Raw genomic sequence first — 25,977 nt, 5'->3', positions numbered from 1 at the left:
GCGGCACGCGACCGAATCGGGGGAGGCGAGCGAAGCGAGGACGGTCCCATGCCCGCCAGCCAGACTCACATCGGTCCCGACACGCCGATGGGCGCCACGGCGAGGCCCGGCGGCTGCACTTTCCGGTGCTGGGCCCCGCGCGCCCTCGGCGTGTGGGTGACCGGCTCGTTCAACGGCTGGTCTCCTCGCGCGGAGGCGCAGCGGCTGGTGCGCGATCCCTCCGGCTGCTGGGCCGGCTTCGTACCGGGCGTCGGCGCGGGCGCGCAGTACAAGTTCTACGTCGACGGGCCGGGCTCGCGGGGATACAAGCGCGACCCTCACGCGCGCGAGATCGTCGCCCCGGACTGGAACTGCGTGGTGACCGATCCGGCGGCCTATCCCTGGCACGATGCGGGGTTCCGCCCGCCGGCCTACGAGGACCTGATCATCTACCAGCTCCATGTCGGGACCTTCTTCGCCGTCGACGCGGCGGGGGCGGACCGGCGCCAGGGCCGGGTCGCCACCTTCCTGGACGCGATCGACCGGATCCCCTACCTCGCCGAGCTCGGCGTCACGGCCGTGCAGCCGCTGCCGATCGTGGAATTCCCGACCGCCTTCAGCCTCGGCTACAACGGCACCGACTATTTCTCGCCGGAATTTACCTATGCGGTGCCGGAGGCCGAACTCGGCCCCTCCCTGCGGCGCGCCAACGCCCTCCTGGCCGCGCGCGGCCACGCCCCCGTGGCGGCGGCCGACATCCGGGACGCCGCCGGGCAGCTGCGCCTGTTCGTCGACCTGCTGCACGTCCACGGCATCGCGGTGCTGTTCGACGTCGTCTACAATCACGCGGGCGGTGATTTCGGCGACGAGAGCCTGTACTTCTTCGACCGGGTCCCGCAGGGCAACAACAACGACAGCCTCTACTTCACGGACCGGGGCTGGGCGGGCGGCCTCGTCTTCGCGTACTGGAACGCCCCGGTGCGCCGGTTCCTGATCGACAATGCCGTGTTCCTGGCCCGGGAATTCCACGTCGACGGGCTGCGCTACGACGAGGTGAGCGTCATCGACGCGTTCGGCGGCTGGTCCTTCTGCCAGGACCTGACGGCGGCCCTGCGCGGCGCCAAGCCCTCGGCCGTGCAGGTCGCGGAGTACTGGGCGCCCGATCAGGCCGCCTGCGTGCGCCCGGCGGCGGAGGGCGGCGCGGGCTTCGACCTCGTCTGGCACGCGGGCCTGCGCGAGAGCGTGCGGCAGGCGCTCGCCCAGGCGGCGGGCGGGCGCGACGCGGACGTGAACCTCGACCCGGTCGCGCAGGCCCTGGCGGCGTGGAACGGCCTCCCGCAGCGCTGGCGCGCGGTCCAGATGCTGGAGAACCACGACGTCCTGCTCGTCGCCCACGAGGCGAAGGACCGGCGCCCGCGCGTCCCGGCCGCCGCCGATCCGTCGAACGCGCGCTCGTGGTACGCGCGCAGCCGCTCGCGGGTCGCGACGGGCCTGCTCCTCACCGGCCCCGGCATCCCGCTCCTGTTCATGGGTCAGGAGTTCCTGGAGGACAAGCTCTGGAGCGATTCCCCCGACGATCCCGACCACCGCATCTGGTGGGACGGCCTGCGGCAGGACCGGGCGATGGCGGATTTCCTGCGCTTCACGCGCGAGCTGATCGGCCTGCGCCGGGCGCAGCCGGCGCTGACCCGCGGCGAGATCAACGTCTTCCACGTCCACAATCTCAACCGCGTCATCGCGTATCATCGCTGGCTGCCGGGCCAGGGGCGGGACGTGGTCGTCGCCGCGAGCTTGGCGGAGGCCACGCGGCACGGCTACGCCCTCGGGTTCCCGCGGGGCGGGACGTGGCGCGAGGCCTTCAACAGCGACGTCTACGACGGCTGGGTCAATCCGGCGGTCGCCGGCAATTCCGGCGCGATCGAGGCGGGCGGCCCGCCGCTGCACGGACTGCCGCACTCGGCGGCGGTGGTCCTGCCGGCCAACGCCGTCGTGGTCTTCGTCAAGGAGGACCCGTGAGCGGTCCGCGGGCCCGGGCCGGGGGAGATCCCGGCGGCCCGGGTCGCGTGATTGACACCCCCGCCGAATTGGCGAAGCATGATCGCAACAGGTGTCGCCACGATCCCGCTCCCCGCCGCCCCGTCCGGGCCGGTCGAGGCGGGAGGATGTCGGCGCGGGCAGGGGGCGGGGAGGAGAGATCCATGAGCAGGATCCACTCGGGACCGTCCGGCGTGCGCGCGGCGTGGCGCGCGGGCGCCGCCGCCCTTCTGCTGGCGACGGGGCCGGCCCTCGCCGACGAGACCTGCCAGTCGCCCTACATGGCCAAGATCACCGGCGTCGAGGATTTCGTCTACGTCTGGACGCTCGGCGTCGAGGGGCTCGGCGACGGCTCGGACAAGCTCGTCACTGTCGACGCGCGCGAGGGCTCGCCGACCTTCGGCAAGCCGATCCACGCGGCCTCGGTGGGCGGCCGGCACGAGGCCCATCACGGCGGCTTCACCGACGACCGCCGCCAGTTCTGGGCGGCCGGGCTGTCCGACAGCAAGATCTTCATCTTCGACGTCGCGTCGGATCCCGGGACGCCGCGCCTCGTCAAGGTGATCGAGGATTTCGTCGAGAGGAGCGGCGGGGCGGCCGGCCCGCACGGCGCCTACGCGCTGCCGGGCCGCATGCTCATCCCGAGCCTCTCGAACCGGGACGGCACCGGGCGGGCGGCCCTCGTCGAGTATTCCAACGGCGGCGACTACATCGCGACCCACTGGCTGCCGACCGACGCGGCCCCGAACGGCGCCCGGATCGAGGCCCGGGCCGACGGCTACGGCTACGACGCGCGCGTGCTGCCGCGCCGCAACGTGATGCTGACCTCGTCCTTCACGGGCCTCGAGAACTACATGCGCCCGCTCGCCGAGGTCGTGGCGGATGCCGAGGCCATGAAGCGCTTCGGCCAGACCATGGTCGTGTGGGATTTCCACGCCCGGCAGCCCCGGTCGGTGCTGCACGTGCCGGGCGTGCCCCTGGAGATCCGCTGGGCCTGGGGGCCGCACCACTCCTACGCCTTCACCTCGACCGCCCTCACGGCGAAGATCTGGCTCGTCCACGAGGATGAGCGCGGCACCTGGAAGGCCGAGGCGGTGGCCGATATCGGCGATCCCTCCAAGCTGCCGCTCCCGGTCGACATCAGCCTCTCGGCGGACGACCGCACCCTGTTCGTGGACACCTTCATGGACGGCACCACGCGCGTCTTCGACGTCTCCGACCCGCACCGGCCGCGGCAGATCTACGAGAAGAAGATCGGCGCGCAGCTCAACATGGTCTCGCAGAGCTGGGACGGCAAACGCCTCTACTACACGAGTTCGCTCCTGGCGAACTGGGACAAGACGGGGGCCGAGAACGAGCAGTTCCTGAAGGCGTATACCTGGGACGGCGCCGCGCTGACGCCGCGCTTCGCGATCGACTTCACGGCCGAGCGTCTCGGGCGCCCGCACATGATGGCGTTCGGGGCGGCCTCGCCCTCCACGAACTGAGCCCGGATGCGACCGGCGGCGCTCCCGCTCCTCGCCGCGGCGCTCGCCGTCGCGGTGCCCGCCTTCGGCGCGGCGGCCCACGAGGGCCACCCGCCCGCGCCCGGCGCCGCGGCCGGCCCCTCCTTCCCGGTGCCGCCGGCCGGGAGCTACCGCCTGCCCCCGATCCGGCCGGCGGCCGGGGGCGTCGTGCTGGACGAGACCGGCCGCCGCCTGGACCTGCTGCGGGACGCGCTGCGCGGCCGCGCGACCGTGCTCGCCCTGATCTACACGCGCTGCGGCGACCTCTGCCCCCTGGCCAGCGCCGACATGGCCCGGCTGCAGGACCTCGCCGCGGCGGACGCGGACCTGTCGCGGCGGATGCGCCTCGTCACGCTGAGCTTCGACCCGGAGCACGACACGCCGGAGGTGATGCGCGCCTTCGCGGCCGCGTGGCGCTCCTCGGACCCGGCGGCGCCCGCCTGGGCCTTCCTCACGGCGCCCGACCGGGACGCCCTCGCGCCGATCCTCGCTGCCTACGACCAGCGGCTCGACCGCCGCCCCGGCGGCGCGCTCGGCCACCTCCTCCGCGCCTTCCTGATCGACCGGCGGGGGCGCATCCGCAACATCTACAGCCTCGACTTCTTCGAGCCGGCCCTCGTCCTGAACGACGTCCGAACCCTGCTGCTGGAGGAGGCCGGACCCGGGGGAGCCGACGGGACCGCCCCGGCGGAGGCGCGGTCGGGGCAGGGGCCGCAACCCGCCCGCCAATGATGCGGCCGGGTTGAGCAAGGTCAATGACGGGCAGCCCAAGATGCCCGCATTCTTGCCGGATGCTCGTCGCCATCACCGCCAGCATCGTCCTCGTGGTCGCCACGATCCTGGTGCTCTACGAGGTGCTGCGGCTCACCTCCGAGCACCTGTCCGACCTCCCGGTGCCGCCGCGCGCCCGCATCCTGGTCGTGGTGCTGGCCGCCTTCGTGGGCCACACCATCGCGGTCTGGATCTACGCCGGGATGTACTGGCTGCTCGTCCTGCGGCTCGGCCACGGGGCCTTCGCGGGCGTCCCGGTCACCTCGTTCGAGGATTGCCTCTACTTCTCGGTGGTCACCTACACGTCGCTCGGCTTCGGAGACCATATTCCGGCCTCGCACACGCGGCTGCTCGCCGGGGTCGAGGCCCTGAACGGGCTCCTGCTGATCGGCTGGTCGGCCTCCTTCACCTACCTGGCCATGGAGCGCTACTGGCCCCTCCACGGCAAGGGGCGGGCCCACCGGGCCGCGCGGGCGCGCCTGCTCCCGCCCGGGGCGGAACCCTGACCCAGGGGTCCCGATCGCGCCAGCCTTGCTCGACCGCACGGGGCGGAGAACGCGCGGGCGAGCGCCGCGGATGCCGAGATACCAATTCGAAACAAAGATATTTCGCCGGCTCATCGCGAGTCGTGGCAGTTCGGACACGGTCCGGATGCGGCAGAAATTATGACGGATTATGACGGCGACCCGCGCGTTGCCGCACCTTAACCATCCCGGCCGAGAGCATCGCTCAGAATGACTTTGGGGAAGCCGGATGAGGTTCCTGTCGGGTGTCTCGCTTGCGGCCGTGATCACGGCCATCATGGGAGTCGGGGCGGCGCGGGCCCAGGCCGTCAACACGACGCCGGCCAACGTCAACGTGCTGAACCTGCTGGCGCCCTTCCTGTCGCTCGCCAGCACCCCGGTCGGCCGGCAGACGCTTCAGCTCAACCTCTCGCAGGCGATCGCGCAGAACCAGAACGCGACGACGGCGCAGAGGCAGCTCGCGATCAGCGACAAGGCGCTGCCGGGCAGCGCGGCCTTCGTCACCGCCATCACCCTCGCCAACGGCACGACGGTCACTCTCGGGCCGGCCGACAATCTCGCGGGCGGCCTGCCGCTCCAGGCGGTCCAGGGCGCGGGCACGCTGAACCCGGTCCAGCCGGTCGGCGGTCTCGGCCCGCAGCTCGGCAGCCTCTACCAGGCCGGCATCCGGGCGAGCACCGCCACGACGGGTCCGCTCGCCGCGACCTTCGCCCTGCTCAACACGGCCTACTCGGTGATGGGCACCGATCTCGGCGTCGCCAAGAACTACTTCGCGAACGGCGCCGCCACGAACCCGGGCACGACGCCCGCGAACTACGTGCCGGTCCCGGCCGTCGCGCCGGCGGGCTCCACCCTGCCCACCCTGAACGGCCTGCCGAACACCCGCGACAGCGTCTACGACCTCGCCTACGGGGTGACGAACACCCAGGCCGGCCAGGACGTCTACGGCAGTTCGCGGCCGATCCAGGTCGCGCCCGGCCGCTACGCGATCTTCGACCCGACGGCGCTCAACGGCATCGCCACCAACCCGTCCTTCCCGAGCGGGCACACGCAGTACGCCTTTACGGACGGAATCCTGCTCGCCATGCTGGTGCCGCAGCAATACCGCAGCATGCTGTCCCGGGCCGCCGAATACGCGGACAGCCGCATCGTGCTGGGCGTCCACTACCCGCTCGACATCGTCGCGTCGCGGGCCTTCTCGGCCTACGACCTCGCCCAGGCCTTCACCAACCCGGCCTACGTCGCCAACGCCGCGACCACCGGCTTGGCGATGAACCTGCCGGGCCTGTTCACGCGCGCCCAGGGCGAGCTCCAGGGCTACCTCGCGGCCCAGTGCGGCGCCTCCGTGGCGGCCTGCGCCGCCGGCGCCGCCAACACGACCAACACCCCCTACCTGCCCTCGGCCGCCAATCAGGCGCTCTACCAGTCCCGCCTGACCTACGGCCTGCCCACCCTCCCGTTCGACCAAGCGCCCCGCGAGCAGGCCCCGGCGGGCGGGCCGGACGCCGCGATCCTCCTCGCGCCCCTCTACGGCGGCACCGGCGCGGCCGCGACGCTCGCGCCGAATGGCGGCCTCTCCGGGAACCTCGCCACCGCCACGATCAACCAGATCCTGGTCAACACCGAGACCACCGCGCTCGCAGCCTTCTACGGGCAGCCGCTCAGCTACTGGGCGCGCCTCGACCTCTACGCGGCCGCCGGATACTTCGACAACGTGGTCGGCACGCTGCGCATGGACCCGGCCGACCGCCTCACCACCGCGGTGACGATCGGCGATACCGGCGCCCTCTACGCGAACGGCGTGATCGGCGGGCCGGTCACGGTCGGAGCCGGCGGCCTCCTCGGCGGCACCGGCACGGTCGGCGGGATCGTGGCCCAGGCCGGCGGCACCGTGGCGCCCGGCACCTCGATCGGCACCCTGACCGTCGCCGGGACCGTCGCCTTCGCGGCCGGCTCGACCTACCGGGTCGAGGCCAACGCGGCCGGGCAGGCCGACCGCCTCGCCGCCACCGGCACCGCCGCCCTCGCCGGGGGCACCGTCGCGGTTCTGGCCCAGGCCGGCACCTACGCCCCGCGCACCCTCTACCCGATCCTGACGGCGGGCGGCGGGGTGAGCGGCAGCTTCGCGGGCGTCACCGCCAACTTCGCCTTCCTCACCCCGACCCTGCGCTACCAGGCGAACGAGGTCGACCTGACGCTCACCCGCAACGACGTTCCCTTCGCGGCAGTGGCCCGGACCCGCAAACCAGGCCGCCGCGGCGAACGGCATCCAGGCGAGCGGCGGGGCGAGCGCCGTCACGGCCCGCACCGTCGGGCTGACCACGCCGGAGGCGGTCGGCGCCTTCCAGGCCCTCAGCGGCGACATCCACGCGAGCAGCGTCTCCGCCGCCTCCGAGACCGCCTTCTTCGTGCGGGAGGCGATCCTCGACCGCCTGCGCCGGGGCGAGGCGGGCGTGCGCGACTACGGCAGCCTGCCGGCCAGTTACACGGCCGACCTGCCCGGGCGGGCCGCCCCGGCGGCGCCCGTGCCGGTCCGGGTGCTCGACCCGCGGGTCTTCGGCCTCTGGGGCCAGGGCTTCGGCTCCTTCGGCGAGGCGCGCAGCGACGGGAACGCCGTGGCGGTGAGCCGCGACACGGCCGGCTTCGTGCTCGGCGCCGACCTGCGGCTGGGGAACGGGCTCACGCTCGGCGTCGCGGGCGGCTACACGACGACGAGCCTCGACACGCCCGGCCGGGTGCAGTCGGGCACGATCGAGAGCGGCTTCGGGGGCGTGTACGGCGGCTACGAGGCGGGTCCGTTCGCGCTGCGCCTCGGGGCGGTCTATGCCGGGGACAGCCTGCGCACGCGCCGCAGCGTGACCTTCCCGGGCGTGGCCGAGACCGAGGCGGCGCGCTACGGCGGCGCGACGGTGCAGGGCTTCGGCGAGATCGGCTACAGGATCGTGCTGGGCGGCGCGCCGTCCGTCGCGGGCAAGGATCCGCTCGCGCCCATCCCGACCTTCATCGAGCCCTTCGTGGGTGGCGCCTCCGTGAGCATCGACCGCGACCGCTTCGCGGAGACCGGCGGGGTGGGGGCCCTCACCGGCGCCGCCCGGACGGCGGAGATCCCGACGCTGACGGCGGGCATGCGGGCGCAGACGGGCCTCGACCTGGGCTTCGGCGCGCCGGTGATCCTGCACGGGCTGCTCGGCTATCGCCGGGCCTTCGGGGACGTGGTGCCGACCGCGCTGCTCGCCTTCGGGACGGCGCCGGGCTTCGTCACGGCGGGCATCCCGATCGACCGCGACGCCCTCCTGGCGCGGGCCGGCCTCTCGCTGCGGCTCTCGGAGCGGGCGACGCTCGACGTGTCCTACACGGGGCAGGTCGGGCCGCGGGCGCAGGACCACGCCGTGAAGGGCGGCTTCACCTACCGGTTCTGAGCCTCCACCCCGGAGCCCGCGGGTCATCCCAGCGGTCATCTCTCATGACCGCTGGTTCCGTTCTCGCATCGCCGCCAAGCCGTCTTCCGCGCCAAGCCATTTCTCGCGCCAAGCCATCTCTCGCGCCAAGCCTTCGGCGCGGTGTCGACGGTTCGAGAGGGCCGACGGCCCGGTGCGTCAGCATCCCGGGCTTTTGGGATTAGGACATTCGAGACGGGTGCGCGCGTACCCTCCTGCCCGGATTGCTCCAGCGCAGGAGAGGCGATGCCCGAGGCGCCCGCCCGGCCCCGCGACCCGGACCTGACGATCGTGCCCGAGGCGCGGCCGGTGCCGCGCCCGCCTGGCGCGGCGCCACGGGTCCGGCGGCCCGCCGCCGCGCCCGCGGCGCTGCCGGAGGCCGGGGGCCCGCGCGGCCGGTTCGAGGCGCTGCTGCGCCATCCGGCCGCCATCGCCGGCGGGCTGCTGACCCTCGCCGCCACGGCCGCCGTGGCGGTGAACGCCCTCAGCTTCCAGAACGGCCGGCATCCCGCTCCCCTCTTCGCCCAGGCTCCGGCCAAATCCCCGGCCAACGCCCCGACCAAGTCCGCGGCCAAGCCCGACGCCCGCCCGCCGCGCCCCGCCCCGCACCCCGCCGAGGCGCCGCAGGACGGCATCGGCGAGATCCTCCGCGGCGACGCGCAGGTCACCGCCTCGGTCGCCCCGCACGACGCGCCGCCGCGGCCCGCCTCCGGCAGCCAGAAATCCCTCGCCTCCCTGCCGCCGCCCCCGCCGCGACCGAGGGGAGAGGCGGCGCCGGCCGCCTCCGCCAAGCTCGCGGCTCTCCGCGCCCCGGAAACCCGGGCGGCCGAGGCCAAGCCGGCGGCGCGGAGGCCGGCCGGCCCGGACCGGGGCGAGGCGCCGCACCCCGACCCGCAGGTCGCCTTCGCCCAGAAGGCCCTGGTGAAGCTCGGCTACGGCCCGCTCGCCGTCGACGGCCGCGCCGGCCCGGCCACCCGGGCGGCCATCGCCCGGTTCGAGCGCGAGCGCCGCCTGCCCGGCTCGCCGGAGGTGGCCTCCCGCACCCTAAAGGAACTCGCGAGCCGCTCGGGCCTCAAGCCGGACTGAGCGGCGGCGGGGCGCCGCGCCGCCCGGACCCGGTTGGCCCGGCGGTCCGGCCTGTGTAGCAGGGGCGGTCCGGCCGGGAGACTCGCGGATGGCACGCCTTCGCTCCGATTTCTTCGTCGCCGCCCACCTGCGCCGCTGCGCGGTCGAGGGCGTGAGCGCGGTGCAGCGGCGGCGGGGCGCGCCGGAGGCCGGGGCGATCTTCGTCAAGGTGGATCGGCTCGACGGCCGCGCCGACCTCTACGGCCCGGCGCCCCAGGCCCTGTTCGCCGCGGACGACGACGGCGTGCGGCGCTTCGAGGCGCTGATGACCGAGGCGATGCCCCCCGACGTCGAGACCCGCCTCACCAAGGAGATGCGCTTCGACCCCGACCTCTGGATCATCGAGATCGACGACCCGCAGGGCCGCCACTTCCTCGACCTCGCCAAGGGCTGAGGGCGGCCCGCCGCCCGCGCGGCGCCCCCCGCCTACTCGCTCCTCGTCTGCGAGCGCCGGACGCGCTCGGGCAGGGCCGGGCGCAGGGCCGGCGCGGCCGGGCGCAGCCGCGGCGAGGCCGGGCCGTGATGGGGCCGGTGCTGCTCGGGGCCCGCGACGCGCTCGGCCGGCTCCTCGCCGAGGATGGCCGCGAGGAGGTCGCGGGCGGTGGCGGGAAGCGTCGTGCGGAACAGGTTCGCCAGGGCGAAGACCGCCTCGACCGAGCGGCCGATCTCGGGATCGAGCCGCAGGAACAGGAACACGGCCTCCTCCTCGCTCAGCCCGGCGGCCCTGAGCGCGAGGGCGAGGAGGTCGTGGCGGCGCGGCGCGGCGAAGTCCCAGGCGACGCCCGCGAAGCCGAGGGCGGCGGAGAGCTCCGCCTCCGCCCGCTCCCGCGCGCCGCGCAGCGCGAAGGTCTTGAGGGCCTCCCCGAGGCCGCGCGGCGCCGGCCTGGCGAGGGGCCGCAGGGCGGCGCGGGCCGCCACCCCCTCGCGGATCCGCGCCCGCAGGCCGGTCGGCGCGTCGAGGTAGAGCGGGGCGAGGTCGACCGCCGGCAGGTCGTCGCGGGCGACGAGGGCGGCCGCGAGGTCCGGCCGCGTCCGGGCGCGGGCGACGAGGCGCGCCAGGGCCGGCCCGTCGAGCCGCGCCCCCCGGTTGCCCGCCAGGGCGAGGTCGACGGCCGGATCCTCCCGCAGGGTGAGGTCCTCGATCAGCGCGCGGCTGAGGTCGCCGCGCCGGGCGATCACCGCGTCGAGGGCCGGTCCGTTCTCGGCGGCGTCGAGGAGGTCGGTCGACAGGACCGGGCTCAGCCGCAGCACGGCGTCCCGCGCCTCGCCCCCGTGGGCGGCGAGGAGCCGCAGCACGCTCTCGGGCGTGTCCGCGAGCGGCGCGAGCTTCTCGGCGACCAGCGCCGCCGTAGCGGCATCCACGGTCGGGATCAGCCCGCAGGCCAGGGCCTCGAAGGCCCGGATCGTGCCCGGATCCCGGACGGGCGCGGCCCGGAAGAGGTCCGTCTGGACCCGCAGCAGCACGGGCTTCATGTCGAGCCGGCGGTCCTGCGCCAGTTCGAGGAGGCCGGAGAGGTCCGGCAGGGCGTCGACGGCGGGACGTGACATCGGGCGGATCGGCTACGCAATACGAAGGCCCCGACCCTAGGGCCGGCCCTGTAAAGCGACGCTTAAGCCTGTCGGGAGGGGCGGGCGCCGGGGCTGGGGAAAGCGGGGATGCCGCCGGGACGCAGTGACGGACGGTTTACGGGCGAGGGGGGTCCGGACCCCGTCCCGAAACCTCTCGTTAACCACGCCGCGTCATGAGGAAGCGATCAGCGCGCCGCCGTCCCGCACGGCGGTTCTCGGAGGGTCGTCGGGTTTGGGAGGCGGCAATGAGCGGTCCGGAGCATCGCGTCACGGGGAAGATCGTGCCCCTGAGGGCCTCGGCCCGGCCCGCCCGCCGGCCGGACGCCGCCGAGCACCCGGGCGCCACCGTCCTGCTCTTCACCGGGGTGCGCTATGAACGGATGCCCGATCCCGCCCCGCTCGCCTGCCCGCCCGCGGGCAGCGACGCCCGCAAGCGGGGCTGACGCGCGGATGGGGCCGCGCGGCCTCCTGCGCCGCCCGATCCTGCTCGCCGCCCTGCCGCTCATCGCCTCCTGCGTGCAGCAGGGCGATCTCGGCCGCCCGGCTCCCACGGCCTGGAACAGCCTCGTCGACGCGGCCGGCGCGCTCGCGGCCCGCGACCGCGGCGCGCCGGCCTCGCCGTTTCCCTTCACGGAGGACGAGAAGGTCCTGCGCGACCGGGCGTGGCGCTACCTGATGCCGGCCCGCGATCCCTTCGCCTTCGAGGCGGCGCTCGCCGACCTCACCCGCGCCCGGCTGCTTCCGGCGGAGTGGCGCCCCGCCGCGCCCTCGGCGTATTTCGACGCGCTGATGGCGGAGGAGGCGCGCTCGCCCGTCTCCCGCTACCGCCGCCTCTCGGACGACGCCGCGGCGGACGGGCGCCTGCTCCCGGCCTTCGCCGAGACGGCGTCGCGGGTGATGCGGGCCGATCTCACGCGCCTGCGCAGCCTGCCCTTCATCCGCACCCTCAACGACGCGGACGTGCGCAGCGCGGCCCTGCGGGTGGCGGAGAATCGCTGCCTCGTCGCCTGGGTCCGCCGCGAGGCGCGCCTGCGCGAGGAGGGCTACCGCTACGCCCTGGAGCACCTGCTGGTGGCGGTGCCGGACGAGGAGGCGGTCGGCGCCGAGCGCGTGCTCGCCTTCCTGGCCGCCCGCCGCCGGCTGCTCGACCCGCTCCTGCCGGTGGACGCCGAGGCGCGCTGCGGCCTCGCGCCCGGGGAGGGGACCGAGGCGGTGCTGGTGACCAAGGGCTGACGGAGGCCGCGGCGCCCCGACGCGGCGCCCCGGGCCGGCGGATCACTCGTCCGGCCCGTCGATGGTGCAGGAGACCGAGCGCGCGGCCGCGTTGGCCAGCGCCTGCTGGCTCGGCAGGGCGGCGAGCACCCGCACCACCACGAAGCCCTGGCGGCTCGGCGCCACGATGCGGACGTCGCGGTTGCGCTCGTCCTCGTCCGCGTTGGCCAGCGCCTCGTCGAACTGGCGCTGGGTCATCACCACGAGTTCGATGTTGCCCTTCACGGCGGCCTGGTCGGTGATGGCGTAGAAGGCGCTGCCGCGGCCGTGCACCGAGAGGGATTCGAAGAGCGGGCCGGTCTCGGCCGAGATCCGCACCGGCCCGTCGTCGAGGTCGTAGGCGCAGACGCCCACCGCCACCGCCGGGTCCTGCGGCGGCAGCCATCCCTCCGCCGCCTCGGGCGGGCCGCTCAGTTCGGCGGCGTGGATCAGCACCGAGGTGTCGTTGCTGAGCGTGGCGCGGGTGCGCGAGAGGGCGTCCCGGGCCGACAGGGCGGGGATCGCCAGCACCACCGCGATGTGGACGATGCCCGCCAGCACCAGCCCGGACAGCGTCGCGATGAGGAAGCGGCCGAAGGGGGTCATCCGTCGCAGCCCAGGCGCGTGATCGAGGGGACGCCCTCGCGCTCGAGCACGCCGGTGCTCGCCGCGACCGGCGTGTCGTAGAGCCGCAGGACCAGGCGCAGGGCGCCCTCCCCGGGCGGGGTCGGCAGCCAGTTGCCGGGCTGGACCGAGGGCGACAGGGTGATGGCGAAGCGCCCGGATTGGTCGCGCAGCACCTCCGTCGAGGTGAAGCCGCGCCGCGGCACGGGCCCCTCCGCCGCGGGCGCGGCGGCGGGCCGGCGGCGCTCGGCGGTGAGCGTCCAGGCCCGGGCCGGCGGCGTCGCCCCGGCGATCCGGTAGCTGCAGCCGGGCGAGAGGCGCTGGCCCGCATCGTCCTCCCGGGCGGTGAGCAGCAGCCCCTCGCCGAGCGCGATCGGGATCTCGCCGGTGCGGGCGTGGATCGCCCGCACGTAGGGGTCCGCGTCGCGCGAGCCGATGCGCGGCCACGCCGTCCAGGCGTTCAGCGCGACGCCGCCGAAGGGGTAGCGCCCGCGCGTCGCCCAATTGGCGCTGGCGAGCCCCAGGCCGCCGCCGAGCGCGAGGGCGTAGACCACGAGTCCCACGGTCCCGGTCCGGCGGGGATCGAGGCCCGAGCGCCGCAGGGCGCTGCGCGCCCGGGCGAGGGCGGGGCGGAGCGGGGCGGCGCGGGCGGACCACTCCGCCGGCACCCGGGCTGTTCGCGACGGCTGCATCGGCTGCGTGTAGCGCAGGTGCGGGGGCGAGGTCAGCACCCGGTCAGCGCGTGACGAGCCGTCCGGCCGGGCGGCCGCCCTCGGCGACGCTGCCGGGTGCGGTCACCTCCCGCATGGCGGAGCGGCCGGGCGCGGGCTCGACGGCGCGGAACAGGCTGCCGATGCCGCCGAGCACCTCGAAGGAGCGCCGCGAGATCGTGCCGGGAGGCGCGCCGGGCGGCGGGGCCGGGGCCGGGGCCTTCGCGGCGACCGCGCCCGGCTTGTCGCCCTCGAAGCCGGGCAGCGGCTTGAGTTCGATCCCCTGGTGGGCCGGCGCCATCACCTCGTGGAAGGTCATGGCGGGCAGCGAGCCGCCGGTCATGTTCTTGCTCGAGGAATGGTCGTCGTTCCCGTACCAGACCGCGGTCACGAGGTTGCCCGTGTAGCCGACGAACCACGCGTCCCGGTAGGCGTTCGTGGTGCCGGACTTGCCGGCGGTCTTCACGCCCTCGACCTGCGCCTTGCGGCCGGTGCCCTCCTCCACGACCTTGTTGAGCATGAAGTTCATGTCGGCCACGACGCGGGTCGAGAGCACCTGCTCGGGGGGCGGCTCGCTCGTGTCGTGGCGGTAGATCACCTCGCCGGCGGAGGTGCGGATCTCCACGGCGGCGTAGGGCTTGGCGCGCTTGCCGCCGTTGGCGAAGACCGCGTAGCCGGCCGCCTGGTCGATCACCGTCACCTCGGCCGAGCCGATCGGCAGGGAGACCGAATCGACGAGGTTGCTGGTGATGCCCATCCGGTGGGCGGTGTCGATGATCTTGGCCCGGCCGAGCTTGGCGGCCCGCGCCTCGTGCGTCTCGCCCGTCGCCTTGCCCATGGCGATCGAGAACTTGACCGGGATCGTGTTGATCGACTTCGCGACCGCGACCCAGAGCGGCACCGTGCCGGCGAAGGAGCGGCCGTAATTGGCCGGGCACCAATTGCCGATGCAGACCGGGGAATCCACCACCTTGCTGTCGGGCCGCCACAGGCCGGTGGAGAGCCCCGCCGCGTAGACGTAGGGCTTGAAGGACGAGCCCGGCTGGCGCAGCGCGTCGGTGGCGCGGTTGAACTGGCTCTGGCCGTAATCGGCGCCGCCCACCATCGCCCGCACGCCCCCGTCCGGGTCCATGGTGACGAGGGCGGCCTGCTCGACGTCGAAGGCGTCGCCGAACTGGCGCAGGATGTTCTCGACGGCCTGATCGGCCCGCCGCTGGATCGACAGGTCGAGGGGCGTCTTGACGACGAGCACCCGCTCCCGCTTGAGCTTGCCCTCGTCGGCGAGGCGCTTCACCTCGTTGAAGGCCCAGTCGAGGTAGTAGTCGGCGCTGATGTCGCGCGAGCGCGTCACCGGCGTCGCCGGGTTGCGCAGGGCGGACTGGATCTGGCCCTCGGTGAGGTAGCCGGCCTCGACCATGTTGTGCAGCACGTCCGCGGCGCGGGCGCGGGCGGCCGGCAGGTTCACGTGCGGCGCGTACTTCGTCGGCGCCTTGAACAGGCCCGCCAGCATGGCCGCCTCGGCCAGCGAGATGTCCTTGAGGTTCTTGCCGAAATAATAGTCGGCGGCGGCCGCCGCCCCAAACGTGCCGCCCCCCATATAGGCCCGGTCGAGGTAGAGCTTCAGGATCTCGTTCTTGGTGAGGTGCCATTCCAGCCAGAGGGCCAGGAAGGCCTCGTTGATCTTGCGCTGGAGGGTGCGCTCGTTGGTCAGGAAGAGGTTCTTGGCGAGCTGCTGGGTCAGCGAGGAGCCGCCCTGGACGTGGCCGCCGCCGCGGGCATTCACCGTGAGCGCCCGCAGGGTGCCGATCGGGTCGATGCCGAGATGGTCGTAGAAGCGGCGGTCCTCGGTCGAGATCAGGGCCTTGACCAGGATGTCCGGGAACTCGTCGATGCGCAGGGAATCGTCGTGCTTGATGCCGCGCCGGCCGACCTCGGTCCCGTAGCGGTCGAGGAAGGTGACGGCGAGGTCCTGGGCCTTCAGCCAGTTCTCGCTGGTCTGGTTGAAGGCGGGCTGGGCCAGGGTGACCATGACGACGGCGCCGCCGAGGGTGAGGGTCACCGCCTCGCTCGACAGGTCGAGGATCAGGCGCTTGACGCCCCGCACGGTGAAGCGCCGCCGCATCGCGTCGGAGAAGCGGGAATAGGATTCGCCGAGCCCGGCGCCGCCCTCGTAGAGGCTCGCATTCACCCAGGCGTCGAATCCGAGGGCGGCGCGATTGAGGCGCGTCCAGAGCGAGGCAAGCCGGTTCAGCGGCACGGCGGATGTCCTTGGCGGCCCGGCCGGTCAGCGGGCCGGACGGTGAGGTGTACCCAAACTCGACGCGGATCGCGAGGCCGGGTTTCGGAAACGGCCGCGCTGGCGCCCTGCGGCAACGCCGCGGCGGCGCCCCGGATCCCTCGCGGATCCTGCGCCCGGACGCGCCGGGGCGCGAGGTCGCAGGACTGCGCAGGGGCGGCCGCGCTTGTGCGGGAGGCCCGGCTGCGGCAGAGGGAAGCCCCGCCCCCGACGAAGGATCTGCCCTTGGCCGCCAAACCCAAGGCCGCCAAACCCAAGGCCGCCGACCTCAAGGCCGACAAACGCAAGGCCGCCCCGCCGCTTTCCGCGCCGCCCGGGAGCGACCCCGCCGCGCCGTTCTGGCGCACGAAGAGCCTGGAGGCGATGACCGCGCCGGAATGGGAGAGCCTCTGCGACGGCTGCGGGCGCTGCTGCCTGCTCAAGCTCGAGGACGAGGATACCGGCGAGATCCACCACACGGACGTGGCCTGCACGCTCCTCGACATCGGCGCCTGCCGCTGCCGCGACTATGCGCGGCGCCAGAGCCGGGTGCCGGATTGCGTGCGCCTGACGCCGGAGGCGGTGCGCCGCCTGCCCTGGCTGCCGCCGACCTGCGCCTACCGCCTCGTCCGGGAGGGCCGCGACCTGCCCTGGTGGCACCCCCTGGTCTCCGGCAGCCGGGCCACCGTGCACGAGGCCGGGATCTCGGTGCGCGGGCGCGTCAGCGGCACCGAGGAGGAGTTCGAGACGGACGAACTCCTCGACCGGATCGTCGGCTGGCCGGCCGAGGATCCGCAGGCCTGACGGGATTTCGGCACGCGGTTTGCATGGCCGATCGGGTCACCATGACGTTTCCTCCCTGATCTCACGCCCCGCTCCTCCCGGAGCGGGGCGTTTTTTCGCGCCCCGTTGCCAGGAGGACGGGCGCGCCCGATAACGCCGCCGACCGGAGGCGCCTTCCCATGGCCTTGACCGTCGCGGTCCAGATGGACCCGATCCAGAGCATCCGCATCGCGGGCGACACCACCTTCGCGCTTCTCCTCGAAGCGCAGGCGCGCGGCCACACCCTGCTGCACTACACGCCCGACCGGCTCTCGATGCGCGACGGGCGGGTCACGGCCCGCGCCGAGGCGCTGCGGGTGCAGGATGTCGAGGGCGCGCACGCCGCGCTCGGCAGCCCGGAGCGCGTCGACCTCGCGGATCTCGACGTGGTGCTGATGCGCCAGGACCCGCCCTTCGACCTCGCCTACATCACGGCGACGCATCTCCTGGAGCGCGTCCACCCGGCGACGCTCGTGGTGAACAACCCCTTCGAGGTGCGCAACGCCCCCGAGAAGCTCTTCGTCACGCATTTCCCGGACCTGATGCCCCCGACCCTGATCTCCCGCGACAGGCAGGAGATCGAGGAGTTCCGGGCCGAGCACGGCAGCGTGGTGATGAAGCCCCTGCACGGGCACGGCGGCGCGGCGGTGCTGCGGGTGACGCCGGACGACCCGAATTTCGGCTCGATCTTCGACCTCTTCTCCCAGACCTTCCGCGAGGCCTGGGTGATCCAGCGCTTCCTGCCCCGGATCTCGGAGGGGGACAAGCGCATCATCCTGGTCGACGGCGAGCCCCTCGGCGCCGTGAACCGGGTGCCGGCGCGCAACGACATCCGCTCGAACATGGTGCGGGGCGGAACCGGCGGGGCGACCGCGCTGACCACCCGCGAGCGCGAGATCTGCGCGGCGATCGGCCCCGAATTGCGGCGGCGGGGCCTGATCCTGGTCGGGATCGACGTGATCGACGGCCACCTGACCGAGATCAACGTGACCTCTCCCACCGGCATCCGGGCCATCAAGCGCCTCGGCGGCCCCGACCTCGCGGTGGCGGTGTGGGACGCGATCGAGGCGAAGCGGGCGGCGGGCGGGGGCTGAGGGGCGGCACGCCGCCCCGGACCCGCGCCCCGCTCACTCGCAGACGCGCACGCGGCGGAGGTAGACGTCGCCGAACTCGTCCACGACGCGGCGGCGCACGACGTAGCAGTCGGGCTCCACGTAGACCGGTGCCGGCCCGTAGGCCGGCGCGTAGCCGTAGGCGGGACGCGAGCCCGCCGCGATCGCGCTGCCGAGGGCGAGGCCGCCGATGGCGCCGAGCGCGATCGCCGGGCCCGCCCGCCAGCCGCCGGCCTGCGCCGGAGACGCGCCCGCCGTCACCATGCCGGCCAGGGTTGCGGCAGCCACACAGGCGGAGACGATGCGCTTCATGGCCGATCCCCTCGATCTCGCATGATTGAGAATGGAAATCGCGGCGTTTGCCCGGGAGAGATCTCCCGCCGTCGCGACGACGATCCTTGTAGGGAAGCGTGACTGAATGGGTGCTGAAAGTGGGCGGCGAGGGCCGGTGCAACCCTGCGTCGGCCGCGCAGCTCAGGTCGCGTCCGCGGCCGGCCGCGCGGTGACGCGGCGGTGGCCCGAGACCTCGGCCCCGGCGGTCGGGGCGAGGCGCGCGAAGGCGAAGGCCGACAGGCCCGAGACGAGCGCCACCGCCAGGAAGGCCGGCCAGAAATCCTCCGACCGCACGGAGGCGCGCCCGTGCCACTGCGCGGCGCTCTCGAGCGCGAAGGCCCCGAACGCCACCCCGATGCTGAGGGAGAGCTGCTGGGCCACGCTGGCGAGGCTCGTCGCCGCGCTCATGTCGCGCGAATCCACGTCCGCGTACGCGATGGCGTTGACGGCGGTGAATTGCAGCGAGCGGAAGCAGCCGCCGATCAGCAGCACCGCCACGATCAGCGCGTGCGGGGTCGAGGGAGTGAACAGGCCGTTCGCGGCGAGCAGGCAGGCGGCCAGAACGGCGTTCACCGTCAGCACCGTGCGGAAGCCGAGGGACCGCAGGATGCGGGCCGCCAGGGTCTTCATGAACAGCGCCCCCGCGGCCGCCGCGAAGGTGAGCAGGCCCGAATGCAGCGGGTCGAGCCCGAACCCGAGCTGCAGCATCAGCGGCAGCAGGAAGGGGATCGCCCCGGTGCCGATGCGGAACAGGCTGCCGCCGGTGATCGCCGCCCGGAAGGTCGGGTAGCCCATCAGGTCGAGGCGGATCAGCGGGTGGGCGGTGCGGCGCGCATGGCCGCAATAGAGCGCGAGCAGCGCGAGCCCGGCCCCGACGCAGCCCCACGACACGGAAGCGGGCAGGAGGTGGCGCCCGCCCGAGGCCAGGCCGAGCATCAGGCTGGCGAGCCCGGCCCCCGAGAGCACGAAGCCGACCCCGTCGAGGGGCGGGCGCTCGGCCTCGCGCAGGTCGGCGAAGTAGCGGGTCGCCAGCAGGATGCCGGCGAGGCCGATCGGCAGGTTGATGAAGAAGATCCAGCGCCAGTTCAGGGTCGTGGTGATGAGGCCGCCGAGCGGCGGGCCGATCACCGGGCCGACCAGGGCCGGGATCGTCAGGGTGGCGAGCGCCTGGACGAGTTCCGCCTTCGGCACGCTGCGCAGGAGCACGAGCCGCCCCACCGGCACCATCATGGCCCCGCCCATGCCCTGCAGGAAGCGCGCGCCCACGAACCAGCCGAGGGAATCGGCCGCCGCGCAGGCGAGCGAGCCGCCCATGAACACGGCGAGCGCGAGGCGGAAGACCGTGCGCGCCCCGAACCGGTCCGCCATCCAGCCGCTGACCGGGATGAAGATCGCGAGGCTCACCAGGTAGGAGGTGAGGGCGAGCTTCAGGGCGATCGGGTCCTCGCCCAGATCCGCCGCGATCGCCGGGAGCGAGGTCGCGATCACGGTCGAATCCGTGTTCTCCATGAACAGGGCCGTGGCGACGACCAGGGGGACGATCCGGGCAGGGCGCATCGGGCTCGGAGCCTCGCGAATTTGACCCGGATGATATTGACGGAGGATATCATCCGGGTGATATCTCCCCGCCGAGGAGGATCCGGCGATGGAATCAGGGTCGGACTGCACGGCGTTCCAGGGGGAGCGCCGGCTGGCGTCGGGCGCAATCCGTGAGGTTGCGCTCGCCGTCAAGGCCGCTCACCAACGGGAGGGCGGCGCGCCGGTTCACGTCTTCGACGACCGGACCGGGCGGGTGATCGACCTCGACCTGCGCGGCAGCGACGCGGAGATCCTGGCCCGGCTCGCACCCGCGCCCCCGCCGCGGCAGGCCGGGCGGCCGAAGCTCGGGGTCGTGGCCCGGGAGGTCACGCTGCTGCCCCGGCACTGGGACTGGCTGGCCGCCCAGCCGGGGGGCGCCTCGGCGGCCCTGCGCCGGCTCGTCGACGCGGCCCGGGCGGAGGGGGCCGGGCGCGAGCGGGTGCGGCAGGCCCGGGAGGCCGCCGACCGCTTCATGGGCGCGATGCTGGGCGACGCCCCGGGCTACGAGGAGGCGTCGCGGGCGCTCTACGCGGGCGACGGGGCGCGCTTCCGGGCGCTGACGGAGAGCTGGCCGGAGGCGCTCCGCGACCACGCCCGCGGGCTCGCCGCGCCGGCCTTCGCGCAAGGCGGTGCCGACGCAGGGGGATGAGGCGCGACGCCCGTCCCGGCATCGTTCGCCGCGAGGGTCGTCCGACATCCGGTTGATGGCTTCGCCATCTCCCGTTTCGGCAACGCGGATGTCGTCTTCGCTCAGGCGCCGCGCGGGCTTGGGATACAGGATCCGCTTCGACCAAGCGGATCCCGGATCACCGGTCCGGCGGTGACGATGACGTCGGCGCACGCAATTCTGCCGAGCGCGCCGAAGGGCCGCCTCAGCCCCGCCGCAGCAGGAAGATGCCCTGCGCGCCGACGAGGTTCCAGATCCACCAGGGCAGGGAGAAGCGCATCGGCTCCCCCTCGGCGTCGAGGGCCGAGGCGCGCTCGATCCGGGCACCGACCAGGTGGCACAGGCCCACGAAGTCGCGGATCGTGCAGTGATGGATGTTGGGCGTCTCGTACCACGCGTCCGGCAGGTAGTCGTTGACGGGCATGCGCCCGCGCATCAGCAGCTCGGCCCGGATGCGCCAATGCCCGAAATTCGGGAAGGAGACGATGGCCCGCCGGCCGATGCGCAGCAGGTGCTCCAGCACGACCTTGGGCTGGCGCGTCGCCTGGATCGTCTGCGAGAGGATGACGTAGTCGAAGGCGTCGTCCGGGTAGTCGGCGAGGTCGGTATCGGCGTCGCCCTGGATCACCGGGAGGCCGCGGGCGAGGCAGGCATTCACCCCCTCGCGGGAGAGCTCGATGCCCCGCCCGTCGACGCCGCGGCGGTCGCGCAGCAGCGCCAGCAGCGAGCCGTCCCCGCAGCCGACGTCGAGCACCCGCACCCCGGCCTCGACGAGGCCGAGCACGACGCGGTGGTCGGCCCGGGCGGCGGCGAGGCCGGGCTCCTCGGGCAGGCCCGCGGGGGCGAGCGGCGCGGCGGCGGCGCTCACAGGCCGCGCTCCCGGGCGGCGGCGGCGATGAAGCCGCAGGCGGCCGCGAACATCGCCGGCTCGTCGAGCAGGAAGGCGTCGTGCCCCTTGTCGCTCTCCACCTCCACGAAGGCGACCCGCGCCGCCGCCGCGTTGAGCGCGTGCACGATCGCCCGCGAGTCGGGCGTCGGGAACAGCCAGTCGGAGGTGAAGGACATCACGCAGAAGCGCGTGCGGCTGCCCCGGAAGGCGTTCGCCAGCACCCCGCCATGGTCGGCGGCGAGGTCGAAATAGTCCATCGCGCGGGTGAGATACAGGTAGGCGTTGGCGTCGAAGCGCTCGACGAAGCTGATGCCCTGGTGGCGCAGGTAGCTCTCGATCTGGAAATCGGCGTCGAACGAGAAGGTCGGCGCGTCGCGGTCCTGGAAGCGGCGGCCGAACTTGCGGTGCAGGGCCGGCTCCGACAGGTAGGTGATGTGCGCGCCCATCCGCGCCACCGCGAGCCCCTTGGCGGGCCGCGTGCCGACGTCGAGGTAGCGCCCGCCGTGCCAGGCGGGATCCGCCATCACCGCCTGGCGGCCGACCTCGTGGAAGGCGATGTTCTGGGCCGAGTGGCGCGCGCCCGTCGCGATCGGCATGGCGGCGAAGACCCGCTCGGGGTAGCTCGCCGCCCATTGCAGCACCTGCATGCCGCCCATCGAGCCGCCGATGCACAGGAACAGGTCGGGGATGCCGAGCCGGTCGAGGAGCATCGCCTGGCCCCGCACCATGTCGCGGATGGTGACCAGGGGGAAGTCGAGCCCGTAGGGGTGGCCGGTCGCCGGGTTGATCGAGGCCGGCCCGGTCGTGCCCATGCAGGAGCCGACCACGTTGGCGCAGATCACGAAGTAGCGGTCGGTGTCGACGGGCTTGCCCGGCCCCACCACGGTCTCCCACCAGCCGGGCTTGCCGGTGAGCGGGTGGCGGCTCGCCACGTGCTGGTCGCCGGTCAGGGCATGGCAGACCAGCACCGCGTTGCTGCGCGCGGCGTTCAGCCGGCCGACGGTCTGGTAGGCGATCTGCCAGGGGGCGAGGGCCACGCCCGCATCCATCGCCAGCGGCGCGTCGAGCCCGAACTGGGCCACGGGACTCGCGGGCTCCACGGCCTGCGAGGCGGTCTCGGCGCCGGGTCTCAGGGCGGAGATGGCCATGATCGCGAAGGGCCTTCCAAGCAGCATCCGCCGGTTGCGGACGATAAAGCGGCCAGAAAATTCGTTTCGCCGGACGCTTGAGTTAGGACCTTCGCGGCCGTCCGTCAATCGAGGGTGACGGGCGGGGCGGGGCGGTCGTAAGACGGCGCGATGTCTCCCCGGATGCCCGATCCCACATGACCTCCCCCGCCCCCACCGCCGATCTCGCGGCGTTGCGCGCCGAGATCGACCGCATCGACGCGGCCATGCACGACCTGCTGATGGAGCGCGGGCGCATCATCGACCGGCTGATCGCGGTCAAGCGCACCGGCGCCTCGGGCTCGGCCTTCCGGCCGGGCCGGGAGGCCTCGATGATGCGGGCCATCGCCGAGCGCCACGCGGGGCTCCTGCCCCTCGACACGGTCGAGGGGATCTGGCGGGTCATCATCGCCACCTTCACGTACGTGCAGGCGCCCTTCGCGGTGCACGCGGACGTCTCGGGCGGCGACGCGCCGATGCGCGATTCGGCCCGCTTCCACTTCGGCTTCACGGTGCCCTACCGGCCGCATCCGAGCGCCAAGGCGGTGATCGCCGCGGTGGCGGATTCCCGCGGCGACCTCGGCATCTTCCGCCTCGACCAGGGCGTCACCGCCGGGCCCTGGTGGGAGGGGCTCGCCGGAGAGGGAAGCCCGAAGGTGATCGCGCGCCTGCCCTTTATCGAGCGGCCGGGCCATCCGGCAGGCACCCCGGTCTTCGTGATCGCCCGTCCCCTCGACGATCCGAGCGCGGCCCAGCGCGACTGGGTGCTCTACGCCGCCCGCTTCGAGCGCTGGCGGGAGGGCGCCGAGGCGGTGCTGGCGGAGCTCGGGGCCGAGGTGGTGGCGAGCGCCGGCCTGCGCGGCGGCCTCGGCCAGCTCCTCGCGCTGCCGGGCGCGGTCGATCCCGAGACCCTGCGGGACGCCCTGGCGGCCTGCGGCGCGCCGCCCGCCCGCCTCGACGAGGTGGGGAGCCACGCGGCCCGGTTCCGGGTCGAGGGAACGCGCGCCTGAGCCCGCCTCCGCGAGGCCCTGCGGCCCGCAGCACCCCGGGCGGAGCCCGGCGGCCTCATCCCACATCCGCTTGATCCCTTCGGGATGGCGGATGTCGCATCACGCCTCCGGCCCGCCCTCCAGGATCGCCCGCAACCCGTCCGGCAGCCGCGCCGGGCGCCCGCCGATCAGGGCCGCGACGCGGACCTCCGCCGTCATCAGCACCTGATCGCCCCGCAGGATGCGCTGCGCCACGAGGATCGAGGCGCCGCGGACCTCTTTCGTGCGCGTCTCGACGGTGAGCACGTCGTCCATCCGGGCCGGGACCAGCCAGTCGATCAGCATCCGCCGCACGGCGAAGAACAGGCCCTCGCCCCCCGCATGCAGGGTCGACTGGTCGATCCCCGCCGCGCGCAGCATCTCGGTGCGCCCGCGCTCCAGGAAGCGCAGGTAGCTCGCGTGGTAGACGAGGCCGGAGAAATCCGTGTCCTCGTAGTAGACGCGCAGGGTCAGGCGGTGCCCGGTCACGCGGCGGCCTCCGTCCCGATCTCCACGACCACGATCTCGGGCGGGACGCCGATCCGGATCGGCGCGATGCTCATGCCGAGCCCGCCCGAGACGATCAGGTCCGTGTGCTCGCGGATGTGCCCGTAGGCGTAGCGGCGGCCGTAGCGCGAGGGCACGACCGGCGCGTAGCCGAAGAACCTGACCTGACCGCCGTGGGTGTGGCCCGACAGGGTCAGCGCCACCCGGGCCGGAACGCGCGGGAAGATGTCGGGCTCGTGGGCGAGCAGGATCACGGGCGCCTCCGGCGGCACCGCCGCCAGGGTGGCGGCGAGGTCGTCGAGGCCGACCCGTCCGGGCGCCGCGCCGGTCTCCCGGCGCAGGCGGTGGTGATGGGGCAGCAGCGCGAGCTGGTCCTGCAGGCCCGCGAGCCAGACCGGGCCGCCCGGCACCGCGAGGGGGACGGCCGCGTTCTCCAGCACCCGGATCCCGACCCCCGCCAAGGCGACGGCCGCCTCGACCGGGCCGCCGCCCCGGGCCTGGGCCCGGGCATCCTCCCACCAATCGTGGTTGCCGAGCACCGCGTGGACGCCGAGGGGCGCCGCGAGGCCCGCCAGGGGGGCGGCCCATTCCTCGGCCCGCAGGCGGCGGGTGATGAAGCGCTGCCCGGCCACGTAGTCGCCGAGGAGCACGATCAGGTCGGGCCCGAGCGCGTTCGCCGCCGCGACGAGGCCGGCGACGCGCTCGACCGTCATCCAGGGCTCGCAGGCGTGGATGTCCGCCAAGGCGACGAAGCGCAGGCGCAGGCCCGCGGGCCAGGCCGCCCGGGGCCGGACCGCGTAGTGCGTGACCACCGACCAGAACGGCTCGATCCCGGTGCCGTAGGCCGCCGTGGCGAAGCCCGAGGCCCCGAGCGCGCCCAATCCCCCGATCACCTGGCGGCGGGTGGGCCAGCGGCGCCGCGAGGGCTCAGACATCCTCGTCCCCGCCGAACAGGCCGAATTGCGCGGCGGGGTCGCGGCTCGGCTCCGGCAATCCGAGGTGTCGGAAGGCGTGCGGGGTGAGGAGGCGGCCGCGCGGGGTGCGCTGCACGAAGCCCTGCTGGAGCAGGTAGGGCTCGATGATCTCCTCGATGGCGTCGCGCGGCTCCGACAACGCCGCCGCGATCGTCTCCACCCCGACCGGACCGCCCCCGTAGGAGCGCGCGATCAGCCCCAGATACTTGCGGTCCATGGTGTCCAGACCCGCCGCGTCCACGTCCAGCAGACGCAGCGCCCGGTCGGCGATCGCCCGCGTCACCGTCCCGGCCTCCTCCACGATCGCGAAGTCCCGCACCCGCCGCAGCAGCCGCCCGGCGATCCGCGGCGTGCCCCGCGCCCGCCGGGCGATCTCGTTGGCCCCGTCCGCCGCCATGCCGATCCCCAGCACCCGCGCCCCCCGGGCCACGATCGCCTCCAGCTCGTCCACCGCGTAGAATTCCAGCCGGATCGGGATGCCGAAGCGGTCGCGCAGCGGCGTGGTCAGCAGACCCGCCCGGGTCGTGGCCGCCACCAGGGTGAAGCGCGGCAGCTCGATCTTGACCGAGCGCGCCGCCGGGCCCTCGCCGATGATCAGGTCGAGCTGGTAATCCTCCATGGCCGGGTAGAGGATCTCCTCCACCGCCGGGCTCAGCCGGTGGATCTCGTCGATGAACAGGACGTCGCGCTCCTCCAGGTTGGTGAGCTGCGCGGCCAGGTCCCCCGCCTTGGCGATCACCGGACCCGAGGTCGAGCGGAAATTCACCCCCAGCTCCCGGGCCACGATCTGCGCCAGCGTGGTCTTGCCCAGCCCCGGCGGGCCCACGAACAGCACGTGGTCCAGCGCCTGACCGGTGCGCCGCGCCGCCTCGATGAACACCCCCAGATTCGCCCGCGCCGCGCGCTGGCCCGTGAAATCCGACAGGCTCAGTGGACGGATCGACGCGTCGATGTCGTCCTCGCGGCGCTCGGGGGTGAGGAGAGGTCTGGGATTGCTCAAGGGGCGCTCGGAGGGGCTTCGAGGGGAGGAGGCCGTCGGGGCCCGCCGCCCGGCAGGTAACCCTTCCCCGGATGTACTCATCCGGGGCCGCCGCACA

General features: G+C 74.0%; 24 protein-coding genes and 1 pseudogene. 14 read left to right on the top strand and 11 right to left on the bottom strand.

All coding sequences use genetic code 11. From position 1 onward, the window contains the following. Positions 1-48: 48 nt before the first annotated feature. From QA634_RS05605 to QA634_RS05570, 8 genes and pseudogenes are all read left to right on the top strand, one after another. Positions 49-1,995: an alpha amylase C-terminal domain-containing protein gene (locus tag QA634_RS05605; RefSeq protein WP_012331072.1), complete on the top strand. Its 1,947-nt coding sequence runs from the start codon at positions 49-51 to the stop codon at positions 1,993-1,995. 182 nt (positions 1,996-2,177) lie between these two features. Beyond that, on the top strand, positions 2,178-3,500 hold the full coding sequence (locus QA634_RS05600) for a selenium-binding protein SBP56-related protein (protein WP_012331071.1): 1,323 nt from the start codon (positions 2,178-2,180) through the stop codon (positions 3,498-3,500). Positions 3,501-3,506: 6 nt separating this feature from the next. Then, positions 3,507-4,250, top strand: coding sequence for an SCO family protein (locus tag QA634_RS05595; protein ID WP_012331070.1), 744 nt, complete (start codon positions 3,507-3,509; stop codon positions 4,248-4,250). 59 nt (positions 4,251-4,309) lie between these two features. Then, positions 4,310-4,795 (top strand): potassium channel family protein, encoded by a 486-nt coding sequence (locus tag QA634_RS05590; protein ID WP_012331069.1) that lies wholly within the window; start codon positions 4,310-4,312, stop codon positions 4,793-4,795. A gap of 247 nt (positions 4,796-5,042) precedes the next feature. Next, positions 5,043-6,962: pseudogene (locus QA634_RS05585) on the top strand (phosphatase PAP2 family protein); the annotation flags it as partial. 118 nt (positions 6,963-7,080) lie between these two features. Beyond that, the gene (locus tag QA634_RS05580; RefSeq protein ID WP_341850694.1) at positions 7,081-8,232 is read left to right on the top strand and encodes an autotransporter outer membrane beta-barrel domain-containing protein; all 1,152 of its coding nucleotides are present in this window, start codon (positions 7,081-7,083) and stop codon (positions 8,230-8,232) included. 264 nt (positions 8,233-8,496) lie between these two features. Beyond that, positions 8,497-9,336 carry a peptidoglycan-binding domain-containing protein gene (locus QA634_RS05575; RefSeq protein WP_012331067.1) on the top strand — a complete coding sequence of 280 codons (840 nt, stop codon included), beginning with the start codon at positions 8,497-8,499 and terminating at the stop codon, positions 9,334-9,336. An 88-nt stretch (positions 9,337-9,424) separates the two neighbouring features. Next, entirely contained in the window at positions 9,425-9,769 is a 345-nt protein-coding gene (locus QA634_RS05570; RefSeq protein ID WP_012331066.1) for a DUF1491 family protein, read from the top strand. Positions 9,770-9,801: 32 nt separating this feature from the next. Here QA634_RS05570 and QA634_RS05565 read toward each other — a convergent pair whose 3' ends face one another. Next, positions 9,802-10,923 carry a DUF2336 domain-containing protein gene (locus QA634_RS05565; protein WP_012331065.1) on the bottom strand — a complete coding sequence of 374 codons (1,122 nt, stop codon included), beginning with the start codon at positions 10,921-10,923 and terminating at the stop codon, positions 9,802-9,804. Positions 10,924-11,189: 266 nt separating this feature from the next. Here QA634_RS05565 and QA634_RS05560 point away from each other — a divergent pair, with 266 nt between their 5' ends. Then, entirely contained in the window at positions 11,190-11,387 is a 198-nt protein-coding gene (locus QA634_RS05560; protein WP_012331064.1) for a hypothetical protein, read from the top strand. 7 nt (positions 11,388-11,394) lie between these two features. After that, on the top strand, positions 11,395-12,177 hold the full coding sequence (locus tag QA634_RS05555; protein ID WP_012331063.1) for a hypothetical protein: 783 nt from the start codon (positions 11,395-11,397) through the stop codon (positions 12,175-12,177). Between the two features lie 42 nt (positions 12,178-12,219). Here QA634_RS05555 and QA634_RS05550 read toward each other — a convergent pair whose 3' ends face one another. The 3 genes from QA634_RS05550 to QA634_RS05540 are packed head-to-tail and all read right to left on the bottom strand — an operon-like array spanning position 12,220 to position 15,786. Further along, complete coding sequence (locus tag QA634_RS05550) at positions 12,220-12,801, bottom strand: DUF1254 domain-containing protein (protein ID WP_012331062.1); 582 nt, start codon at positions 12,799-12,801, stop codon at positions 12,220-12,222. Next, positions 12,798-13,550 carry a DUF1214 domain-containing protein gene (locus QA634_RS05545; RefSeq protein WP_012331061.1) on the bottom strand — a complete coding sequence of 251 codons (753 nt, stop codon included), beginning with the start codon at positions 13,548-13,550 and terminating at the stop codon, positions 12,798-12,800. The genes QA634_RS05550 and QA634_RS05545 overlap by 4 nt, the downstream gene beginning before the upstream one ends. Positions 13,551-13,554: 4 nt before the next feature. Beyond that, the gene (locus QA634_RS05540) at positions 13,555-15,786 is read right to left on the bottom strand and encodes a transglycosylase domain-containing protein (RefSeq protein WP_012331060.1); all 2,232 of its coding nucleotides are present in this window, start codon (positions 15,784-15,786) and stop codon (positions 13,555-13,557) included. Positions 15,787-16,050: 264 nt separating this feature from the next. On the opposite strand from QA634_RS05540, the gene QA634_RS05535 reads away from it, so the two are divergent. Together QA634_RS05535 and gshB are read left to right on the top strand one after the other, a co-directional pair. Then, a complete protein-coding gene (locus QA634_RS05535) occupies positions 16,051-16,608 on the top strand; it encodes a YcgN family cysteine cluster protein (protein ID WP_150108580.1) in 558 nt (185 codons plus the stop codon). Between the two features lie 158 nt (positions 16,609-16,766). Next, on the top strand, positions 16,767-17,720 hold the full coding sequence (gene gshB, locus QA634_RS05530; RefSeq protein WP_012331058.1) for a glutathione synthase: 954 nt from the start codon (positions 16,767-16,769) through the stop codon (positions 17,718-17,720). A gap of 33 nt (positions 17,721-17,753) precedes the next feature. Here gshB and QA634_RS05525 read toward each other — a convergent pair whose 3' ends face one another. Continuing rightward, on the bottom strand, positions 17,754-18,050 hold the full coding sequence (locus QA634_RS05525; RefSeq protein WP_012331057.1) for a hypothetical protein: 297 nt from the start codon (positions 18,048-18,050) through the stop codon (positions 17,754-17,756). A 162-nt stretch (positions 18,051-18,212) separates the two neighbouring features. After that, on the bottom strand, positions 18,213-19,628 hold the full coding sequence (locus QA634_RS05520) for a DHA2 family efflux MFS transporter permease subunit (RefSeq protein WP_012331056.1): 1,416 nt from the start codon (positions 19,626-19,628) through the stop codon (positions 18,213-18,215). A gap of 88 nt (positions 19,629-19,716) precedes the next feature. Here QA634_RS05520 and QA634_RS05515 point away from each other — a divergent pair, with 88 nt between their 5' ends. After that, a complete protein-coding gene (locus QA634_RS05515) occupies positions 19,717-20,298 on the top strand; it encodes a DUF2239 family protein (RefSeq protein WP_012331055.1) in 582 nt (193 codons plus the stop codon). A gap of 223 nt (positions 20,299-20,521) precedes the next feature. On the opposite strand, the gene metW is transcribed toward QA634_RS05515, so the two are convergent. Next, positions 20,522-21,184 (bottom strand): methionine biosynthesis protein MetW, encoded by a 663-nt coding sequence (gene metW, locus QA634_RS05510; RefSeq protein ID WP_012331054.1) that lies wholly within the window; start codon positions 21,182-21,184, stop codon positions 20,522-20,524. Beyond that, positions 21,181-22,353 carry a homoserine O-acetyltransferase MetX gene (metX, locus tag QA634_RS05505; protein ID WP_043702076.1) on the bottom strand — a complete coding sequence of 391 codons (1,173 nt, stop codon included), beginning with the start codon at positions 22,351-22,353 and terminating at the stop codon, positions 21,181-21,183. Before metX ends, metW begins: the two co-directional genes overlap by 4 nt. Before the next feature lie 176 nt (positions 22,354-22,529). Between metX and QA634_RS05500 the strand changes: the two genes are divergently transcribed. After that, the gene (locus tag QA634_RS05500; protein ID WP_012331052.1) at positions 22,530-23,381 is read left to right on the top strand and encodes a chorismate mutase; all 852 of its coding nucleotides are present in this window, start codon (positions 22,530-22,532) and stop codon (positions 23,379-23,381) included. A gap of 99 nt (positions 23,382-23,480) precedes the next feature. On the opposite strand, the gene ybgC is transcribed toward QA634_RS05500, so the two are convergent. The 3 genes from ybgC to ruvB are packed head-to-tail and all read right to left on the bottom strand — an operon-like array spanning position 23,481 to position 25,880. Then, the gene (gene ybgC / locus QA634_RS05495) at positions 23,481-23,888 is read right to left on the bottom strand and encodes a tol-pal system-associated acyl-CoA thioesterase (RefSeq protein WP_012331051.1); all 408 of its coding nucleotides are present in this window, start codon (positions 23,886-23,888) and stop codon (positions 23,481-23,483) included. Further along, the gene (locus QA634_RS05490; RefSeq protein ID WP_012331050.1) at positions 23,885-24,841 is read right to left on the bottom strand and encodes a metallophosphoesterase; all 957 of its coding nucleotides are present in this window, start codon (positions 24,839-24,841) and stop codon (positions 23,885-23,887) included. The genes ybgC and QA634_RS05490 overlap by 4 nt, the downstream gene beginning before the upstream one ends. Further along, entirely contained in the window at positions 24,834-25,880 is a 1,047-nt protein-coding gene (gene ruvB / locus QA634_RS05485; RefSeq protein ID WP_012331049.1) for a Holliday junction branch migration DNA helicase RuvB, read from the bottom strand. Before ruvB ends, QA634_RS05490 begins: the two co-directional genes overlap by 8 nt. Positions 25,881-25,977: the final 97 nt, after the last annotated feature.

Origin of the sequence: Methylobacterium sp. CB376 (assembly GCF_029714205.1) — a bacterium.
GTDB lineage: Bacteria > Pseudomonadota > Alphaproteobacteria > Rhizobiales > Beijerinckiaceae > Methylobacterium.
The sequence above is the reverse complement of the archived record's forward strand: the minus strand, read 5'-3'. Positions and strand labels throughout refer to the sequence as shown.

Bases quoted from the DNA above. Each gene is read 5' to 3' on its own strand.
- QA634_RS05605 (WP_012331072.1), top strand. From the start codon at position 49: ATGCCCGCCAGCCAGACTCACATCGGTCCCGACACGCCGATGGGCGCC.
- QA634_RS05600 (WP_012331071.1), top strand. From the start codon at position 2,178: ATGAGCAGGATCCACTCGGGACCGTCCGGCGTGCGCGCGGCGTGGCGC.
- QA634_RS05595 (WP_012331070.1), top strand. From the start codon at position 3,507: ATGCGACCGGCGGCGCTCCCGCTCCTCGCCGCGGCGCTCGCCGTCGCG.
- QA634_RS05590 (WP_012331069.1), top strand. From the start codon at position 4,310: ATGCTCGTCGCCATCACCGCCAGCATCGTCCTCGTGGTCGCCACGATC.
- QA634_RS05575 (WP_012331067.1), top strand. From the start codon at position 8,497: ATGCCCGAGGCGCCCGCCCGGCCCCGCGACCCGGACCTGACGATCGTG.
- QA634_RS05570 (WP_012331066.1), top strand. From the start codon at position 9,425: ATGGCACGCCTTCGCTCCGATTTCTTCGTCGCCGCCCACCTGCGCCGC.
- QA634_RS05565 (WP_012331065.1), bottom strand. From the start codon at position 10,923: ATGTCACGTCCCGCCGTCGACGCCCTGCCGGACCTCTCCGGCCTCCTC.
- QA634_RS05560 (WP_012331064.1), top strand. From the start codon at position 11,190: ATGAGCGGTCCGGAGCATCGCGTCACGGGGAAGATCGTGCCCCTGAGG.
- QA634_RS05555 (WP_012331063.1), top strand. From the start codon at position 11,395: ATGGGGCCGCGCGGCCTCCTGCGCCGCCCGATCCTGCTCGCCGCCCTG.
- QA634_RS05550 (WP_012331062.1), bottom strand. From the start codon at position 12,801: ATGACCCCCTTCGGCCGCTTCCTCATCGCGACGCTGTCCGGGCTGGTG.
- gshB (WP_012331058.1), top strand. From the start codon at position 16,767: ATGGCCTTGACCGTCGCGGTCCAGATGGACCCGATCCAGAGCATCCGC.
- QA634_RS05525 (WP_012331057.1), bottom strand. From the start codon at position 18,050: ATGAAGCGCATCGTCTCCGCCTGTGTGGCTGCCGCAACCCTGGCCGGC.
- QA634_RS05520 (WP_012331056.1), bottom strand. From the start codon at position 19,628: ATGCGCCCTGCCCGGATCGTCCCCCTGGTCGTCGCCACGGCCCTGTTC.
- QA634_RS05515 (WP_012331055.1), top strand. From the start codon at position 19,717: ATGGAATCAGGGTCGGACTGCACGGCGTTCCAGGGGGAGCGCCGGCTG.
- metX (WP_043702076.1), bottom strand. From the start codon at position 22,353: ATGGCCATCTCCGCCCTGAGACCCGGCGCCGAGACCGCCTCGCAGGCC.
- QA634_RS05500 (WP_012331052.1), top strand. From the start codon at position 22,530: ATGACCTCCCCCGCCCCCACCGCCGATCTCGCGGCGTTGCGCGCCGAG.
- QA634_RS05490 (WP_012331050.1), bottom strand. From the start codon at position 24,841: ATGTCTGAGCCCTCGCGGCGCCGCTGGCCCACCCGCCGCCAGGTGATC.